The sequence below is a fragment of the Streptomyces cinereospinus genome (assembly GCF_042430725.1).
Lineage (GTDB): Bacteria > Actinomycetota > Actinomycetes > Streptomycetales > Streptomycetaceae > Streptomyces > Streptomyces cinereospinus.
Genome location: NZ_JBHMCY010000110.1, coordinates 1 through 17,801, shown reverse-complemented (window position 1 = coordinate 17,801; position 17,801 = coordinate 1). Strand labels below are relative to the sequence as shown.

The 17,801-nt window shown below is 74.7% G+C and carries 12 protein-coding genes and 4 pseudogenes; 8 read left to right on the top strand and 8 right to left on the bottom strand.

From position 1 onward, the window contains the following. Positions 1-190, bottom strand: a pseudogene (locus ACFF45_RS33510) (sugar kinase); the annotation flags it as partial. A 158-nt stretch (positions 191-348) separates the two neighbouring features. Beyond that, positions 349-1,440, bottom strand: a complete 1,092-nt coding sequence (locus tag ACFF45_RS33505) for a mechanosensitive ion channel family protein (protein ID WP_512701209.1) — start codon at positions 1,438-1,440, stop codon at positions 349-351. A 363-nt stretch (positions 1,441-1,803) separates the two neighbouring features. Here ACFF45_RS33505 and ACFF45_RS33500 point away from each other — a divergent pair, with 363 nt between their 5' ends. Further along, on the top strand, positions 1,804-2,340 hold the full coding sequence (locus ACFF45_RS33500) for an HNH endonuclease (RefSeq protein ID WP_381350725.1): 537 nt from the start codon (positions 1,804-1,806) through the stop codon (positions 2,338-2,340). Between the two features lie 85 nt (positions 2,341-2,425). Here ACFF45_RS33500 and ACFF45_RS33495 read toward each other — a convergent pair whose 3' ends face one another. Beyond that, entirely contained in the window at positions 2,426-5,371 is a 2,946-nt protein-coding gene (locus ACFF45_RS33495; protein ID WP_381350724.1) for a beta-N-acetylglucosaminidase domain-containing protein, read from the bottom strand. 369 nt (positions 5,372-5,740) lie between these two features. Here ACFF45_RS33495 and ACFF45_RS33490 point away from each other — a divergent pair, with 369 nt between their 5' ends. The 3 genes from ACFF45_RS33490 to ACFF45_RS33480 all read left to right on the top strand — a co-directional run bounded on the left by ACFF45_RS33490 (position 5,741) and on the right by ACFF45_RS33480 (position 8,717). After that, on the top strand, positions 5,741-6,031 hold the full coding sequence (locus tag ACFF45_RS33490; protein WP_381350728.1) for a hypothetical protein: 291 nt from the start codon (positions 5,741-5,743) through the stop codon (positions 6,029-6,031). 38 nt (positions 6,032-6,069) lie between these two features. Further along, positions 6,070-8,184, top strand: coding sequence for a 4-alpha-glucanotransferase (malQ, locus tag ACFF45_RS33485; RefSeq protein ID WP_381350722.1), 2,115 nt, complete (start codon positions 6,070-6,072; stop codon positions 8,182-8,184). A gap of 257 nt (positions 8,185-8,441) precedes the next feature. After that, positions 8,442-8,717, top strand: coding sequence for a hypothetical protein (locus ACFF45_RS33480; protein ID WP_381350721.1), 276 nt, complete (start codon positions 8,442-8,444; stop codon positions 8,715-8,717). 213 nt (positions 8,718-8,930) lie between these two features. Here ACFF45_RS33480 and ACFF45_RS33475 read toward each other — a convergent pair whose 3' ends face one another. Further along, the gene (locus ACFF45_RS33475) at positions 8,931-9,533 is read right to left on the bottom strand and encodes a TetR/AcrR family transcriptional regulator (protein WP_381350720.1); all 603 of its coding nucleotides are present in this window, start codon (positions 9,531-9,533) and stop codon (positions 8,931-8,933) included. A gap of 289 nt (positions 9,534-9,822) precedes the next feature. On the opposite strand from ACFF45_RS33475, the gene ACFF45_RS33470 reads away from it, so the two are divergent. Next, positions 9,823-11,301 carry an FAD-dependent monooxygenase gene (locus ACFF45_RS33470; RefSeq protein WP_381350719.1) on the top strand — a complete coding sequence of 493 codons (1,479 nt, stop codon included), beginning with the start codon at positions 9,823-9,825 and terminating at the stop codon, positions 11,299-11,301. A 166-nt stretch (positions 11,302-11,467) separates the two neighbouring features. On the opposite strand, the gene ACFF45_RS33465 is transcribed toward ACFF45_RS33470, so the two are convergent. Then, entirely contained in the window at positions 11,468-11,932 is a 465-nt protein-coding gene (locus ACFF45_RS33465; RefSeq protein WP_381350717.1) for a GNAT family N-acetyltransferase, read from the bottom strand. A gap of 239 nt (positions 11,933-12,171) precedes the next feature. Then, the gene (gene pepN, locus ACFF45_RS33460) at positions 12,172-14,754 is read right to left on the bottom strand and encodes an aminopeptidase N (protein WP_381350716.1); all 2,583 of its coding nucleotides are present in this window, start codon (positions 14,752-14,754) and stop codon (positions 12,172-12,174) included. A 112-nt stretch (positions 14,755-14,866) separates the two neighbouring features. On the opposite strand from pepN, the pseudogene ACFF45_RS33455 reads away from it, so the two are divergent. Then, positions 14,867-15,207: pseudogene (locus tag ACFF45_RS33455) on the top strand (DUF1203 domain-containing protein); the annotation flags it as partial. Positions 15,208-15,531: 324 nt separating this feature from the next. On the opposite strand, the pseudogene ACFF45_RS33450 reads toward ACFF45_RS33455, so the two are convergent. Then, positions 15,532-15,720 (bottom strand): annotated as a pseudogene (locus ACFF45_RS33450) (ALF repeat-containing protein); the annotation flags it as partial. A 51-nt stretch (positions 15,721-15,771) separates the two neighbouring features. After that, entirely contained in the window at positions 15,772-16,788 is a 1,017-nt protein-coding gene (locus tag ACFF45_RS33445) for an aspartate-semialdehyde dehydrogenase (RefSeq protein WP_381350714.1), read from the bottom strand. Positions 16,789-17,021: 233 nt separating this feature from the next. On the opposite strand from ACFF45_RS33445, the gene ACFF45_RS33440 reads away from it, so the two are divergent. Both ACFF45_RS33440 and ACFF45_RS33435 read left to right on the top strand, forming a co-directional pair. After that, positions 17,022-17,561 carry an RNA polymerase sigma factor gene (locus ACFF45_RS33440; protein WP_381350713.1) on the top strand — a complete coding sequence of 180 codons (540 nt, stop codon included), beginning with the start codon at positions 17,022-17,024 and terminating at the stop codon, positions 17,559-17,561. A gap of 1 nt (position 17,562) precedes the next feature. Further along, positions 17,563-17,801: pseudogene (locus ACFF45_RS33435) on the top strand (hypothetical protein); the annotation flags it as partial.

The following is a 17,801-nucleotide window of genomic DNA, read 5'->3' as shown; positions in this document are numbered from 1 at the left end:
CTCCTCCACGTCCAGCCCGGCGGCCTCCTGCGGGCCCGGCCGCGCGGCGGCCGGCCCGGACAAGGCCGGTGAGCCTGCCGGCGCGGGCGCGGGACAGAGGGCCCTGCGCCGGCAGCGGGCCGAGGGCGGCGCGGTCGTGCATGGCGCGCAGAACGCGGGGGATGCCCGGGGTGGCGCCGGTTCCTGCCATGGCCGGCGCCTGCCTCACGGCCGCCGGACGGGCGGCGGATCACCGACCCCGACCGCGAAGAGGGTTTCCTGCCGTCCGCCAGGGGACCCGGGCGCGGCGGGACGGGTCGTCCAGAGCGACGCCCCCGGCGACGGGGCGTCACCGGGGGCGGTCGGCCGTCACTTCGTGGTGCCGGCCGGCGGCGTGAGCGGCGACGCCGCGGCCGCCTGCGGGGACGAGGTGTTCGAGAAGACCGACGGGGCCGACATCCCGGCCGTCGGGTCGGCCGGGGGCTCCTCGTGCTGGATGGGCAGGCCGCCGACGATGCGGATGCCCTCCTGGTCGAAGCGGCGCTTGATCCGCCAGCGCAGTTCGCGTTCGATCGTCAGGGCCTTGCCCGGCATCGTCTTGGCGGAGACGCGCACGACCATCGAGTCCAGCAGGACGCTGTCCAGGCCGAGGGTCTCGACCGGGCCCCAGAGCATCTCGTTCCAGGGCTCCTCCTTGCTCATCGCCTCGCCGACCTCGCCGAGCACGGCCTTGACGTGGTCGAGGTCCTCGGAGGGGCGCACGGTGACGTCGATGCCGGCCGTGGCCCAGCCCTGGGAGAGGTTGCCGACGCGCTTGACCTCGCCGTTGCGGACGTACCAGATCTCGCCGCTGTCGCCGCGCAGCTTGGTGACGCGCAGGCCGACCTCGATGACCTCGCCGGAGGCGACGCCCGCGTCGATCGAGTCGCCGACGCCGTACTGGTCCTCCAGGATCATGAACACGCCGGACAGGAAGTCGGTGACCAGGTTGCGCGCGCCGAAACCGATCGCCACGCCCGCCACGCCCGCCGAGGCGAGCAGCGGCGCCAGGTTGATCTGGAAGGTGGCCAGGACCATCAGGGCGGCCGTGCCGAGGATGACGAAGCTCGCCACCGAGCGCAGCACCGACCCGATCGCCTGGGAGCGCTGGCGACGGCGCTCCACGTTCACCAGCAGGCCGCCGATCGCCGTGCCGTCCACCGCCTGCGCGGTGCGGCTCATGCGGTCTATCAGCTTGGTGATCGCCCGCCGCACCGCCACCCGCAGGACGGCCGCGATCACCACGATCAGCAGCACCCGCAGCCCGATCGCGAGCCACGTCGACCAGTTCTCCTCCACCCAGCCGGCGGCGTTCGACGCGCTCTGCTGGGCGTCCTGCAAGGTGGGCACGGAGGGTGCCGTCCCGGACGGGGACGGTGACGGTGACGATCCGGCGGCCGGCAGGACGGACAGGGACGACACGGCGGATACCTCCAGGTGCAACGGCCCGCCCCCGGTACGGCGGTCAGATCCGGGGTCACGAACGGTCACCGGACGGGCGGAGCAACCACACTAACGGGGCAGCGTGTGCGGATCGCCGCGATGTTCGAGGGAGAGACGGTGGTGATCGGGGGATGAACAGATCAGACGAACACCAGGTGAGACGAACAGTCCGAGGAGAAGGGGGGAGCAATTGGCCGGGAGCCTGGGGAGGGAGCGGATGTGGTCGAAAACACTCCCAGCCCGTTACCGGGACATGGTGGCGCTTTCACCAGGCATGAGGGGAGACTGACGTCAGATCGTCCCGGCGCGAGCCACGCGCCGCCGGCGTACAAGGAGGCATCCGTGCCGCATGTCCTGGTCCTCAACGCGTCGTACGAGCCGCTCGGCGTCGTACCGCTCCGCCGCGCGCTCGTCCTCGTCCTCGAGAACAAGGCCGTAAGCCTCGAGGAGTCCGGCGCCCATCTGCACAGCGCGACCGTCACAGTCCCCGCACCCAGCGTGGTCCGGCTCAAGCGATTCGTACGGGTTCCCTACCGGGGGCCCGTTCCTCTGACCCGCCGGGCGCTGTTCGCCCGGGACGGGGGCCGGTGCATGTACTGCGGTGGCGTCGCAACCAGCGTCGACCACGTCATCCCGCGCAGCCGCGGGGGCAAGCACGTCTGGGACAACGTGGTGGCGTCCTGCCGCCGCTGCAACCACGTGAAGGCCGACCGCCATCTCGGCGAGATCGGCTGGCGGCTGCGCCACAAACCCGCCCCACCCACCGGCCTGGCCTGGCGCATCATCGGGACCGGCCACCGGGATCCGCGCTGGCTGCCGTACTTGCAGCCGTACGGCGCGGACGACGCCATGGCCCGGATCGACGGCATTTCCGCCTGACGATCCGGGCTTTTGCATGTCCCGCTCATCCCTCGGGAGGTCCGCGCCTCCCGAGGGGCGATGTTCCGTGCCCGCCGCCCGGCGCTCAGTCCGCCACCGCGTACGCCTCCACGGACCACAGCGAGTAGCCGTACGGCGTCGCCCGCCGCTCGCCCTGCACGCGCACGTACGCCACGTCCCGCTCGTCCGTCCGCAGCTCCTCGCGGCCCCCGCGCCCGTCCCGCACCACCGCGGCGGTGCGCCAGCGGCGGCCGTCCGCCGAGACCTGCACGCGGTACGCCGACGCGTACGCGTCCTGCCAGCGCAGCACCACCCGCCCGAGCCGGACCGGCCGGGCCAGCCGCACCTGCCACCAGGCGCCGTCCCGCACCGGCGACGACCAGCGGGTGCGCGGGTCGCCGTCGTTCGCCGCGGCCGCCGGGAAGTCGGGTGTCTCGTCGGCGGAGGACCGGGCGGTGCCGGTGCGCGCCAGGTCGGGCCCGGCGGTCGGCGGGACGGCGCGCACGGTGAGGGTGCGGGACACCGCCCCGAACGCGAGCCGGACGGCGTACGACCGCGCGGGCGTCCCCTCCGGCACGGTCACCGCCACCGGCACCCGCACCGACGAGCCGCGCGGGAGCGTCAGGACGCCGCCGGTGACCCGCACCTCGACGCCCCGCGGTGCCCGCACGGTGAGACGGCCGCGCACGTCGGCCGGGCGCAGCGCGCTCAGCCGGGCCGTCAGCCGCCCGGTCCCGCCGATCTCCGCGTCCACCGTGCCGGGCACCTCCAGCGCGGCGGCGGGCGCGTCGGCGAACCACGGCACCAGATGCCGTACCCGGGCCGGTGACGGGCCGGTGACGCGGACGGCGGCGGCGCGCAGGCGGGCGGGCAGCTCGGTGGCGCCCGAGGCGTCGAGCGCGCCGAGGCGCCGCCAGCCCTCGCCGGGCACGTCGGCCTCGACGGTGCCGCGCGTGCCGGGTTCGGCCAGCACGGTCACCGTGGCGAGGGCGCGGGGGCGCGGGAAGCGCACGGTACGGCCGTCGCCCGCGCCGCCCCGGTCCGCGCCCGGCCCGGCGCCCAGGCCCGCCCACGTCTCGTACGCGCGCAGCGCCCGGGTCAGGAACGGGTCCAGCACGCCGTCGCCGACCGTCACCCGCGCCGCGCCCAGCCGCTCGCGCAGCGCGCCCAGCGTGCGGTACGCCGTCCAGGCCGCCGCCGGGTCGCCGGTGTGCTGGGCCCGCAGCATGTCGAGCGCGGCGAGGCCGGCCTCGCCGTAGCGGGCCAGCTGCCGCGTCCACGGCTCCACTTCGAGGGCGAGCGGGGTGCCGGAGAGGCGGGCCGGGGTCTCGCGCATCACGGTGAACGCGGCACGCAGTCCCGCCGAGCGCTCCCCGGCGCTGCCCCGCGTCCGCCAGAACGTCTCCAGCAGGGGCCGCAGATACGCCGACTCCGGTCCGCCCAGCACCGAGGACGCGTCGTTGCCGGCCAGCGCCGCCAGCGCCTCCGCGCGGCGCCCGTCGCCCGCCGCGAGGTCGTCCAGGGCGGCCCGCCAGGACTCCTGGGGGCGGTAGAAGCGCGGGTTCCAGGCGAAGTCGGCGGCGGTGAACAGGGGGATGCGGGAGGCCTCGGCCTGGGCCATCGCGTTGGCGAGCAGGGCCGCCGAACCGGCGGCGACCGCGGGTTCGCGGCCGGTGTAGGGCCCGAGGAAGACCCGGTCCTGGGCGTAGTCGTTGACCGGGTAGTTGTCCATCGTGACCAGCGGGTGACGGAACACCTCGCGCGCGGTGGCCAGTTCGCGCCCGGTGATGGTCCGCGGCACCACGCCCACGCCCGTCCACGCCACCTGGACCCCCGCGTCCAGCGCGCCCGCGAGCTCCCGCCGGTACGCGGTGGCGCCGTCCTGGTAGTACTCGGTCGGCATCAGGGTGAGCGCCGGGCCGCCGGGGTGCCGGTCCGCCAGGTACCGCGCCACCGCGTTCGCCACGCGCGCGTGCGCCCGTGCCGCCGCCCGGGGACCCGAACCGAACCGCTCCGCGTCCGCCTCGCAGTGCCACTCGCTGTAGCTGACGTCCTGGAACTGGAGCTGGAACGCCCCGAACCCGAGCGCCCGCATCGCCTCCGTCTTGCGGATCAGCGCCCGCACGTCCGCGTCCGAGGAGAGGCACATGGCCTGTCCCGGGGCGACCGCCCAGCCGAGCGTGACGTGGTTGCGCCGCGCCCGCTCCGCCAGCTCCCGGAAGTGCGCCCGCTGCCCGGCCGGGTACGGCTCCCGCCAGCGCGCCTGCCGGTAGCGGTCGGCGCCGGGGGCGTACAGGTAGTGGTTCTGCTTGGTGCGGCCCATGAAGTCCAGCAGCGCGAGCCGCTGTTCGCGGGTCCACGGCGCCCCGTAGAAGCCCTCGGTGGTGCCGCGGACGGCGGTGCCGGGCCAGTCGCGCACGACGGCGCCCGCGATGGTGCCGTCCGGGCGCACCAGTTGGCGCAGGGTCTGCACGGCGTGGAAGAGACCGTCCGGGCCGGCGCCGGAGAGGGTGACGGTGCCGCCGTCGACGGTGAGCCGGTAGCCGCCCGAGGGGAGGTCGCCGTCGGCGGGTCCGGTGCCGGCGCGCACCACGAGGGCGCCCGGCGGGACGGGGCCGGCGCTCCCGGTGATCCGGCGGGCACCGGCCTGCCGGAGCAGGGTGCGCAGGGCCTGCACGGCGTACGGGTCGGCCGCCGGGCCGGTGCGCAGGGCGACCTCGGCGGTGACGGTGGCGGGGGCGCCGGTCGGGCGCAGGGCGTGCGGGCGGGGCCAGACCGCGGGGGGCGCGGTTCTGGTGGCGGGGGACCGGGGGGTCGTGCGGGCGGGGGACGGGGGTGGTGAGGTGAGGGGGGTGGCCTGTGCGGGAGGAGCCGTCCGGGGGAGTGTCCGGGTGAGGGGGGCGGGGGCCGGGTTTCCCGCGGTGCCGGTGGGTCCGGTGAGCCCAGTGAGCCCGGTGATTCCGATCGTGCCGGTTCCGGCCACCACGGCCAGCGCCAGCGCGACCGTCCCCCGTCCGTGCCGCAGCCGCACCGGCCCCTCCTCGTGGTCGTCCGCCGTTTCCCATGTCCGCGTCAGGGAGAGATCGAGCCCACCATTCGCCGGGGGGAGTGTCAACGCCGATGCCTGTTACGCACTGTTTTGTCGGCACTCGGCGAGAGCATGTGTGTGCGGAATGTGATGAGAAGGACGTTCTTCGCCGTGCGGGCGTCTGGCCTCGCGCTCACTGGGTAGGGCTGCGATGACCCACCCGACGACTCACCCGGCCACCGGCCCGACAACCGACTCGACCACTGGCCCGACAACCGACCCGACGGCTCGACGACTCACTCGCCGCGACACCCCGCCGCGGCGCCCGACGCGACAAGGAGGCCCCCTATGGCCGCATCGGCACACCTTCTGCTGTCCGCCCTCGCCGGCGACACGCCCCGCACCGAGCGCGGTGCCCGCTCCAAACGCCCCGCCCCGCCCGGGAGCCCGGCCCGCTCCAAACGCACGCCGTTCCCGCGGCGGCAGGAGCCGTCCGCCGGCGCCGTCCCCGCCGACCCGGACCTCGCGCACGTGTGCGTCCTCAGCGCGGAGGGCGCCTGCACCGAGGCCCCGCTGACCAGCGAACCCCCGCTGCCCGACGCCGAACCCCTCACCAGCGAGCCGCCGCTCGCCGCCCCGGACGCCCACTTCACGAGGCCGTAGCCGGCCGTGCCCCGGACGCCGACCCCACGAGGCCGTAGATGACCACGTCCCGCCCGGACGAAGCTCCCGGTGAAGACCTGTGCCGGCTCGCCGAGTCGTACGGTGTCGCCCCTTCCTACAGCCCCTCCCCGGACCGCACGGTCAGCGCCTCCGCGGCCGCGCTCGTGCGGACCCTGGCCGCGCTCGGCGTCGACGCGAGCACGCCCGGGGCCACCCGCGCCGCGCTCGCCGCCCGCCGCGAGCTGCTGCGGACGCGGCTGCTGCCGCCGACCGTCGTGTCCTGGGGCGGCGCCGCGCCGGACGCCCTCGCCGGGCTGCCCGAGGGCACCCGGCTGCGGATCGAGACCGAACGGGGCGAGCTGCGCGACGCGGCCGAGCACCTGCCGCCCGGCGTTCACCGACTCACCGCCACCGCACCCGACGGCCGGACCGCCGACGTCCACGTGATCGCCGCCCCGCCCCGGCTGCCCACGCCCGCGGGACGCTCGTACGGCCTCCTGGTCCAGCTCTACTCCCTGCTGTCCGGGCGTTCCTGGGGCATGGGCGACCTCGGCGACCTCGACGAGCTCGCCGCCTGGGCCGGCCGCTCGCTCGGGGCCGGGTTCATCCAGGTCAACCCGTTGCACGCGGCCGTGCCCGGGGCGCCCACCGATCCCTCCCCGTACCGGCCCTCCTCCCGCCGCTTCCCCGACCCGGTGCATCTGCGCGTCGAGGCCGTCCCCGAGTACGCCCACGCCTGTGCCGCCGACGACCGCGAGCGGCTGCCGGAGCTCGCCGAACGGGCCGGCCGGCTGCGCGAGTCGGTGCTGGAGAAGGGCGCGCTGATCGACCGTGACGCGGTGTGGGAACTGAAGCGGGAAGCGCTCCGGGCCGTGGCGCGGGTCCCGCTGGGACCCGGCCGGCGCGCCGCCTACTGCGACTACCTCGCCGAACAGGGCGAGGCCCTGGAGGACCACGCCACCTGGTGCGCGCTGGCCGAGGTGCACGGCCCCGACTGGCACACCTGGCCGGACGGCCTGCGCGACCCGCGGTCGGCCGAGACCGCCCGGGCCCGGCGGGAGCTGATCGACCGCGTCGACTTCCACTCCCGGCTCGCCTGGCTCACCGACACCCAGCTCACCGGCGCGCAGCGCACCGCGCGGGAGGCGGGGATGCCGGTCGGGATCGTGCACGACCTGGCCGTCGGCGTGCATCCCCGGGGTGCCGACGCCTGGGCGCAGCAGAGGTACTTCGCGGCCCGGATGTCCGTCGGGGCCCCGCCGGACGCCTTCAACGCCCGCGGGCAGGACTGGGGGCTGCCGCCGTGGCGCCCGGACCGGCTCGCCGAGTCGGGCTACGCGCCGTTCCGGGGCCTGCTGCGCGGCCTGTTCCGCTACGCGGGCGCGCTCCGCATCGACCATGTGATGGGCCTGTTCCGCCTGTGGTGGGTGCCCGTGGGGCTGCCGCCGACGGAGGGCACGTACGTCCGGTACGACGCCGAGGCCATGCTCGCCGTCCTGGTGCTGGAGGCCTCCCGGGCCGGGGCGATGGTGATCGGCGAGGACCTGGGGACCGTGGAGCCGGGGGTGCGGGAGGCGCTGCGCGAGCGCGGTGTGTTCGGCACGTCGGTGCTGTGGTTCGAGCGCGACTGGGCCGGGGACGGCAGCCCCCTGCCGCCCGACCGCTGGCGCGCCGACTGCCTGGCCACCGCCACCACCCACGACCTGCCGCCCACCGCGGCCCGGCTGACCGGTGAGCACGTCGAGCTCCGGGACCGCCTGGGCCTTCTCCTGCGCCCCCTGGACGTCGAACGGGGGGAGGCGGCCGCCGACACGGGCGAATGGCTGGCGCTCCTCGCCCGGCTCGGTCTGCTGCGCGGGGCGGGCGGCGGGCACGGCGCCGGGGAGGAGGCCGAGGTCCAGGCGGTCCACCGCTTCCTGCTGCGCACGCCGGCGCGGATGATCGGCGTGTGGCTGCCGGACGGGGTGGGGGACCGGCGGCCGCAGAACCTGCCGGGGACGTGGGACGAGTATCCCAACTGGCGGTTGCCGATCGCGGACGCGGCGGGGCGGGCGGTGACGCTGGAGGGGCTGGCGTCCTCGCCGCGGCTGCGGGAGCTGATGGAGGTGCTGCGGGGCGAGGTGGCCGGGGGTGGGGAGGAGGGTGGCGGGTGAGGGGCGGCTTCCCGGTGGCGGGCGGCTTCCCCGTGAAGCACGCTCCTCCGGTGAATCGCGGTCCTCGGTGAAGCGTGGTCCTCGGTGAATCGCGGTCCTCGGTGAAGCGTGGTCCTCGGTGAAGCGTGGTCCTCCGGTGCAAGGCCGCCTTCCGGGTGAACGGCGGCCCCCCGATCGGGTGGGGCCCGCGCCGGGGTCCTGCCCCTTACGGCACCCCGGGCGCGCGGCCCCGCCCGGCGTTCGATACTTTGGGCACCGTGGACAAGAAGAACGCCCTGCGCGTCGGCGCCCTGGCCGCCGGTACGACGCTGATGATGCTGCTCATGTCGTCCCCCGCGCTCGCGCTGACCCGCGACGACGGCGACGACCCCGGCACGGGCCTGAGCGTCATCGAGACGCTGGGTCTGTTCGTGGTGGCCCCGATCGCGCTGTTCGCGGTGATCGCGGGCCTGGTGGTGGTGCTGGACAAGTCCCACAAGCAGAAGGACACCACCAGCTCCAACATCACGACCCAGGCCGACGCCAAGGCCTGATCGCGGGGCCCGCTCCCGACCCGCCGCGCATCTTCCGAGGGCGCCGTTCTCGTGGTACGCCGACGAGAACGGCGCCTTCCGCATGTCCGGGCCACCGGAGGCGCGGGCGGGATAGCGGTGCGGGGTTCGGCGGGACGTCGGGGCTGCGGTGGGACGTCGGGGCTGCGGCGGGATGTCAGGGCTGCGGTGGGGCGTCGGGGCTGCGGCGGGATGTCAGGGGCTCGGTGCGGTGAGGTACCGCTGGAGGGTGGGCGCCAGCCAGGCCACGACCTCCTCGCGGACGAGCGCCGTCGCGGGCGGGAATTGCAGGACGTATCGGGTCAGCGCCAGCCCGAGTACCTGGGCCGCACAGAGCGCGGCCCGCGTCGCCACCTGCTCCGGATCGGGGCACACCTGCGCGGCGACCGGCAGCAACTGGTTCCGGCAGATCGCCTGCATCCGCTCGGCCCCGGCCTGGTTGGTCACGCCGACGCGCAGCAGGGCGGTCAGTACCTCGTTGTCCTCCCACATGTCGAAGAAGTGCGCGGCGAGGGCGCGGCCGACCTCCGCGCGGGGGACCGCGTCGAGGGCGGGGAGCTTCAGGTCGACGGCGACGGCGGCCGCGAACAGGCCCTCCTTGTTGCCGTAGTAGCGCATGACCATCGACGGGTCGATGCGCGCGTCCTTCGCGATGGACCGGATCGTGGCGCGCTCGTACCCGTCGGTGGCGAAGCGTTCGCGCGCCGCTTCGAGGATGGCGGTGCGGGTGGCGTCGGAGCGACGGGGTGAGGCGGGGGCCGCGGGGGCGGGTGCGGGGGTGGATGCGGGGTCAGGCATGCCGACGAGTGTAGGCCAACGGGTGTGGGTCAACGCATGTAGACCCGCCTGTGCGGGTCAACTCGCGCAGGCCCACCTGTGCAGGACGAGTCGTGTTGGGCCACCCGGTGTAGGCCAACCCGCGTAGGCCGACTCCTGTAGGCAAACTCCTGTAGGCCAACAAGTGTTGACGCCGCGCCGCTGCCGGGCCTACTCTGTCAACAGTCGTTGACCAACACTCGTTGACCAACGCATGTTGACCAGTGCAGGATGCCACCCCTCGTTGGCACAGCCACCCCAGGAGGCGCACATGAACGGCAGCCCCGCCCCGGAGACGACCGCCCCCGAGGCGACCACCCTCTCCTCCGTCATCGTCGTCGGCTCCGGCCCCACCGGCCTGCTCCTGGCCGGCGACCTCGCCCACGCCGGCGTGCCCGTCACCCTCGTCGAGAAGCGCCCCCGCGGCGTCAGCAACCTCTCCCGGGCCTTCGGCGTCCACGCCCGCACCCTGGAACAGCTCGACGCCCGCGGCCTCGCCGACCCGCTCGTCGCCACCGGCGGCACCCTCACCGGGCTGCGCCTCTTCCGCCGCCTCTCACTGGACCTGAGCACGCTCCCGTCCCGCTTCCCGTTCCTGCTGATCACCCCGCAGTACGAGGTCGAGCGCCTGCTGGAGCGGCGGGCGCGTGAGCTCGGCGTCGAGTTCGCGTACGAGAGCGAGGTCGTCGCCCTGCGCCAGGACGGCACCGGCGTCGACGTCGAGGTGCGGCGCGCCGACGGCGCGGTCGTCACCCACCGCGCGGCGTACGTCGTCGGCGCGGACGGCCACCGCAGCGCCGTGCGGCAGGCGATCGGCCTGCCCTTCCCCGGCGCCTCCGTCATCAAGTCGCTGTTCCTGGCGGACGTCCGGCTCGCCGAGACGCCCGAGACCGTGCTCACCGTCAACGGCGCGGGCGACGCCTTCGCGATGATCGCGAGCTTCGGTGACGGCTGGTACCGCGTCATGGGCTGGAACCGCCGCCACGAGGTCGCCGACGACGTCCCGCTCGACCTGGACGAGGTCAAGGAGGTCACCCGCCGCGCCCTGGGCACCGACTACGGGATGCACGACGCGCGCTGGCTGTCCCGCTTCCACAGCGACGAGCGCCAGGCGCCGCAGTACCGGGTCGGCCGGGTCTTCCTCGCCGGCGACGCCGCGCACATCCACTCCCCGGCCGGCGGTCAGGGGATGAACACCGGGCTCCAGGACGCGGCCAACCTCGGCTGGAAGCTCGCCGCCGCCGTCCGGGGCTGGGCGCCGGAGGGCCTGCTGGACACGTACCAGACCGAGCGCCACCCGGTCGGCGAGGCGGTGCTGCGCAGCAGTGGCGGCCTGGTCCGCCTGGCCCGGGCGCACAGCCCTGTGCTGCGCGCCACCCGCGCCCTGGTCTCCGCTCTCATCGACGGGGTCGGCCCCGCCCGCCGCAAGGTCATCGCCCAGGTCACCGGCATCGGCTACCGCTACCCGGCCCCCCGGGGCTCCCACCCCCTCACCGGCACCCGCGTTCCCGACGCCGCCCTCGGTACCGGCCGCCTCTACGAGGCCCTCCGCACCGGCCGCCACCTCCTGGTCACCCCGGAGCCCTGCGAGCCCCCGGCCGGCCCCCACGCAGACCGCCTGACGGTGGCCCACTGGGCGACGCCCCGCCGCACCACCCTCCTGGTCCGCCCCGACGCCTACATCGCCTGGGCCTCCGACTCCGCCACCCCCGAGGCGATCGAGGCAGCCCTGTCGTCCCACCTCGGATGAACACGCCCTTCAGCGGGCACCCGCCGCGGCCGAGCAACCGAGCAGTCAGGCAACCGAGCAGTCAAGCAACCGAGCGGCCGAGCCGCCGAGCGGCCGAGCCGCCGAGCGCCCGAGCCGCCGAGCGCCCGAGCCGCCGAGCGGCCGAGCCGCCACGGTCCCGCCACGACTACCCCGGCACCCGCCGGCCAGGCACCGACCGCGGCCGCACCATGAACACGTCCACCGCGTCCTCCGACTCCACGACGAAGCCGTGCCGTGCGTACAGCCGCCGCGCGCGGCTGCCCCGGAGGACGTTCAGCCGGACCACGAGGCCGTCGCGGTCGCACCGGTCCAGCAGGTCGCGCAGCACGGCCCCGCCGACGCCGCCGCCCTGCACCGGCGGGGTCAGGTAGAAGTGCTCCAGCCAGTGGGCGTCCTCGGCAGGCCGCAGCGACACACAGCCCGCGAAGGCCCCGCCCACCTCGATCACCCGGCTGTGCTCGGGCACGAACCCGTCCCGCAGCCGCTGCCGCACCCGCCGCTCGTCGTACCGGCCGAGCCGCTCCAGATCGGCCCGCAGCACCACGGCCCGCAACGCGGCCACCGCCTCGACGTCCGCCGCCGACGCCGGCCGTGTCCCCCAGTCCGCCATGACCGGCACGCTAGCGCACGCTCCCACGCGCGCAGGCACGCAGGCACACGTACGAACACGGCACGCACGCAGGCACGCAGGCACGCAGGCACGCAGGCACGCAGGCACGCAGGCACGCAGGCACACTACGAACACGGCACACACGCAGGCCCGCAGGCACACGTACCAGCGCGTGCAGGCGAAGGGGCGCCCCCGAGCCGAACTCGTGAGGCGCCCCTTCGCACGGGGACGAGGCGGGCCTACCCCCGGGCCCCTGCGGCCGCGTCCGCGGCCTGGGCCCGCAGCGCGCGCTCGACGCCGGCGCGCGACTCCGAGACCAGCCGCCGCAGCGCCGCGCTCGGTTCCGCGGCCGACAGCCAGGCGTCCGTCTTCGCCAGGGTCTCCTCGACGACCTGGACCGCCGGGTACAGGCCCACCGCGATCTGCTGGGCCATCTCGTGGGAGCGGGAGTCCCAGACCGACTTCAGCGCCGCGAAGTACTGGTCGGTGTAGGGCGCGAGCAGCTCCCGCTGGTCCGTCTGGACGAAGCCGGAGATGACCGCCTCCTGCACGGCGTTCGGCAGCTTGTCCGACTCGACGACCGAGGCCCAGGCCTCCGCCTTGGCCTCCGGCGTCGGGCGGGCGGCGCGGGCGGTGGCGGCGTGGCGCTCACCGGCCGCCGTCCGGTCGCGCTCGTACTCGGCCGCGATCTCCGCCTCGTCGAAGCGGCCCACCGCGGCCAGCCGCTGGACGAACGCCCAGCGCAGCTCGGTGTCCACGACCAGGCCCTGGACCGTCTGGGAGCCGTCCAGCAGCGCCTCCAGCAGGTCCAGCTGCTCCGGCGTGCGGGCGGTGGCCGCGAAGGCGCGCGCCCAGGCCAGCTGGTGGTCGCCGCCCGGCTCGGCGGCGCGCAGGTGCGCCAGCGTGGCGTCCGTCCAGCGGGCCAGCAGCGTCTCCCGGGCGGGCGGGGCGGCGTACAGGTCGATGGCCAGCTTCACCTGCCGCTGGAGCGACTGCACCACGCCGATGTCCGACTCCTTGCCGATGCCGGACAGGACGAGGGACAGGTAGTCGCGGGTGGCGAGTTCCGCGTCGCGCGTCATGTCCCACGCCGAGGCCCAGCACAGCGCCCGCGGCAGCGACGCCTCGAAGTCGCCGAGGTGGTCGGTGACGAAGGCCAGCGACCGCTCGTCCAGGCGGACCTTGGCGTACGACAGGTCGTCGTCGTTGAGCAGGACCACGTCCGGGCGCGGCCGCCCCACCAGCTGCGGTACGGCCGTCAGCGCGCCGTCGACGTCCAGTTCGACGCGCTCCTCGCGCACCAGCTTGCCGGCGTCGTGGTCCATCTCGTACAGCCCGACCGCGATCCGGTGCGGGCGCAGCGTGGGCTCGCCCTTCGCGCCCGCGGGCAGCGCCGGCGCCTCCTGCCGGATCGCGAAGGACGTGATGACGCCGGCCCCGTCCGTCTCGATCTCGGGGCGCAGCACGTTGATGCCGGCCGTCTCCAGCCAGGCGCGCGACCAGGTCTTCAGGTCCCGCCCGGAGGTCTCCTCCAGCGCGGTCAGCAGGTCGCTCAGGCGGGTGTTGCCGTACGCGTGCCGCTTGAAGTAGGCCTGCACGCCCCGGAAGAACTCGTCCTGCCCGACGTAGGCGACGAGCTGCTTGAGCACGGACGCGCCCTTGGCGTAGGTGATGCCGTCGAAGTTGACGAGCACGTCGTCCAGGTCGCGGATCTCCGCCATGATCGGGTGCGTGGACGGCAGCTGGTCCTGCCGGTACGCCCAGGTCTTCATGGAGTTGGCGAACGTCGTCCACGCGTGCGGCCACCGCGACCCGGGCGCCGCGGCCTGGCAGGCGATGGAGGTGTACGTGGCGAACGACTCGTTCAGCCACAGGTCGTTCCACCACTCCATGGTGACCAGGTCGCCGAACCACATGTGGGCCAGTTCGTGCAGGATGGTCTCGGCGCGCACCTCGTACGCCGCGTCCGTCACCTTGGAGCGGAAGACGTACTGGTCGCGGATGGTCACCGCGCCCGCGTTCTCCATGGCGCCCGCGTTGAACTCGGGCACGAACAGCTGGTCGTACTTCTCGAACGGGTACGCGTAGTCGAACTTCTCCTGGAACCACGCGAAGCCCTGCCGGGTCACCTCGAAGATCGCGTCCGAGTCGAGGTACTCGGCGAGGGACGGACGGCAGTAGATGCCGAGCGGGACGGACTGGCCGTCCTTCTCGTAGACGCTGTGCACGCTGTGGTACGGGCCGGCGATCAGCGCCGTGATGTACGTCGAGATGCGCGGCGTCGGCGCGAAGACCCAGACACTGTCGGTGGGTTCGGGCGTGGGCGAGTTGGAGATGACGGTCCAGCCCTCGGGCGCCCGCACGGTGAACTGGAAGGTCGCCTTCAGGTCCGGCTGCTCGAAGGAGGCGAACACGCGCCGGGCGTCCGGCACCTCGAACTGGGTGTAGAGGTACGCCTGGTCGTCGACCGGGTCGACGAACCGGTGCAAACCCTCGCCGGTGTTGGTGTACGCGCAGTCGGCGACGACGCGGAGGACGTTGCGGCCCTGGAGCAGGCCCGGCAGGGCGATCCGGGAGTCCTGGAAGACCTCGGCGGGGTCGAGGGCGTCCCCGTTGAGGGTCACCTCGTGGACGGCCGGCGCCACCAGGTCGACGAACGACTCGGCGCCGCCCTCCGCGGCGTCGAAGCGCACCGTGGTCACGGACCGGTAGGTGCCGCCCTCCTGCGCGCCGGAGAGGTCGAGCTCGACCTCGTACGAGTCAACGGTGAGCAGCTTCGCCCGCTGCTGCGCCTCTTCGCGAGTCAGGTTTGTGCCAGGCACGCGGTCATCTCCTCGTCATGTGTCAGTCGGCGTCATCCTTCCACGGGACCAGCACGAGCGCGATGTCCGTTTGCCGCCGGTGGACGGGGCGGTCAGACGCGAACCCGGGCCCATGACGACCTGCCTCGCACGAGCCGTCGAACCGCCGGTCCGGATGGAGCTGCGTGATGCCGACGACGCGGGACGTGTGATGACCGCCGTAACGGACGAGGAAGGCGGGGCGCCGCTGCGCTGCTGCCTGCGCCGCAGCGAGGCCGGTGAGCGGATCGCCCTCGTCTCCTACGCCCCGCTGCGCCGCTGGGCCGCGGAGACAGGCGTCGATCCGGGGGCGTACGACGAACAGGGGCCCGTCTTCATCCATGCGGAGGACTGCGCGGGCCCGCGGGGGACGCCCTGCCCTTCACCGGCGCCCACCGCGCCCTCCGCCGCTGCGCCGGTGACGGGGCGGTGGTGTGACGGCGGGCCGCGTCCGTCGTGGCGGCTACCGTCCGCGCGACATGTAGGGCGCCAGCACCGCCGCGGTCCTCCGGTCGGCCTCGGCGGCCGGCACGAGCGGGCGCAGGCCGGGGTCGGAGAACTCCAACAGGGTCCGGGACTGCCCCAAGAGGATGCCGAACGCCTCGTTGCGCGGAGGCCTTGACCGCCTTGGGCCGGCGCCTCCTTCGCGGCGCTGGTCTCCTTGGCGGCCTGGCGGCCGGCCTCCTTGGCCTGGGCCGCCGACCGCGCGACGGTGGCCCGTTCCGGGTCGCGGGAGCGCGCGATGCACCGGCCGACGGCCAGGAACTCCTGGACGTCCTCCTGCGTCGCCCTCAGCGCGAGCCGGCCCGCCGCCCGGACGTCGGCCCCGCCGGCGCTGATGATCGGCGCGACCTGGACGCGGTTGTCCTGCTCCCGCGCCTCGTACCGGCCGGTCCCGAGGAAGGCCTGCACGTCCTCGGGGGTACCGCTCAGCGCGGCCTGGCCTGCCCCCGGGACGGACGGGGGACCGCAGCCCGGCCCCCGGTCGTACCGGACGTGCTACGCCTTCAGCTCCGCCGCCACCAGCTCCGCGATCTGCACCGCGTTCAGAGCCGCGCCCTTGCGCAGGTTGTCGTTGGAGACGAACAGCGCCAGGCCGTTGTCCACCGTCTCGTCGCGGCGGATGCGGCCGACGTACGACGGGTCCTGGCCGGCCGCCCGGAGCGGGGTCGGGACGTCGGTCAGGGCCACGCCGGGGGCGCCGGCCAGCAGTTCCTTGGCCCGCTCGACGCTGATCGGGCGGGCGAAACGGGCGTTGACCTGGAGCGAGTGGCCGGTGAAGACCGGGACGCGGACACAGGTGCCGGAGACCTTCAGCCCGGGGATCTCCAGGATCTTGCGGGACTCGTGGCGGAGCTTCTGCTCCTCGTCGGTCTCGTTCAGGCCGTCGTCGACGATCGAGCCGGCCAGCGGCAGCACGTTGTACGCGATCGGCGCGACGTACTTGTGCGGCGCCGGGTACTCGGCCGCGGCACCGTCGTGGGTCAGCTTCGGAGCGTCCTCGCCGACCTTCCTCACCTGCTCGAACAGCTCGTCGACCCCGGCGAGGCCGGAGCCGGAGACCGCCTGGTAGGTGGCGACGACGAGGGCTTCGAGCCCCGCCTCCGCGTGCAGCGGCCGCAGCACCGGCATCGCGGCCATCGTGGTGCAGTTCGGGTTGGCGATGATGCCCTTGGGGCGGCCGGCGATCGCGTGCGGGTTCACCTCGGACACCACCAGCGGCACGTCCGGGTCCCGGCGCCAGGCGGAGGAGTTGTCGATCACGACCGGCCCCTGCGCGGCGACCTTCTCGGCCAGCGCCTTGGAGGTGGCGCCGCCCGCGGAGAACAGCACGATGTCCAGACCGGAGTAGTCGGCGGTCGCCGCGTCCTCCACCGTCACGCCGTCCAGGTCCTTGCCCGCGGAGCGGGCCGAGGCGAACAGCCGCAGCTCCGTCACCGGGAAGTCGCGCTCCGTGAGGATCCTGCGCATGACCGTGCCGACCTGACCGGTGGCTCCGACGATTCCGACCCTCACGACGACTCCTTTGCGTGGTTTGCGGGTGCCCCTGCCCTGGCCGGGGCTTTTCCATCATGCGGGGCACCAGGGCCCCCGTGTCCAATTCTTTGGGCTTGTGCCCGCCCTGTGGGACGGCGCCTCCGTGACGTATGCCACTGACGAGGTGACGCCGTCCGGGCCGAACGTTCCGGGCCGAACGTTCCGGCCCGGACGGGCGTCATAGGGGAAACGCGGCGAGGAGAGGGGTGGCCGTGCTGCGCGGAAAGGCGCGCCGCGGCCAGGGGAGCGACGCACCCGGCGGTGGCGGGGATCCCCTGGACGCGGCTCAGGAGCGCCGGGTGCGGGCGGTGCTCGCGCTCGGCGGAGTGCCGCAGGCGGACCTGCCGGACGGGGTGCAGCAGGTCCGCCTGCGGCTGCTGGAGCGGGCCGCCGACGGCCGCGAGGCACCGCGGGACGTCTCCGCCTGGGCGGCGGTGGTCGCCTCCAACCTCGCCATGGACTGGCACCGGGCCAAACGCCGGCAGGAGCGCCTCGGCGAACGCCTCGCCGGGCTCCGCCAGCCCGCCCACCCCTCCGGCGAGGACACCAGCCTGCTGTCCCTCGCGGTCGCCCGGGGCCTGGACGCCCTGCCCGACGCCCAGCGCCAGGTCATCGTCCTGCGGTTCTACGCCGACCTGCCGGTGCGCTCCATCGCCGAGGAGCTCGGGATCCCGGAGGGCACGGTCAAGAGCAGGCTGCACACGGCGGTCCGGGCCCTGCGCGCCCGCCTGCGCGAGGACGAGGTGGTGTGACGTGACCGTCGAACACGACGGGCAGGGCGGCAGCGACCGCGACGACCCGCTGATGGCCGTCATCACCGGCCGGCCGCTGTCCGAGGAGGCCCGCGCGGACGCCACCCGTCTGGCCGAGTACCGCGGGGCGGAGGCCGACGTCGCCGTGCTGCGTGAGCAGCTGGGCGTCATCGCCGAGGCGCTCACCGGGCCGGCCGCGCGCCCCGCCGGCCGCCCCGGCCGGGCACCCGCGCCGCCGCG

Excerpts from the sequence above, each read along its gene's own strand:
- malQ (WP_381350722.1), top strand. The coding sequence starts at position 6,070 with ATGACCACGTCCCGCCCGGACGAAGCTCCCGGTGAAGACCTGTGCCGG.
- ACFF45_RS33475 (WP_381350720.1), bottom strand. The coding sequence starts at position 9,533 with ATGCCTGACCCCGCATCCACCCCCGCACCCGCCCCCGCGGCCCCCGCC.
- ACFF45_RS33470 (WP_381350719.1), top strand. The coding sequence starts at position 9,823 with ATGAACGGCAGCCCCGCCCCGGAGACGACCGCCCCCGAGGCGACCACC.
- ACFF45_RS33465 (WP_381350717.1), bottom strand. The coding sequence starts at position 11,932 with ATGGCGGACTGGGGGACACGGCCGGCGTCGGCGGCGGACGTCGAGGCG.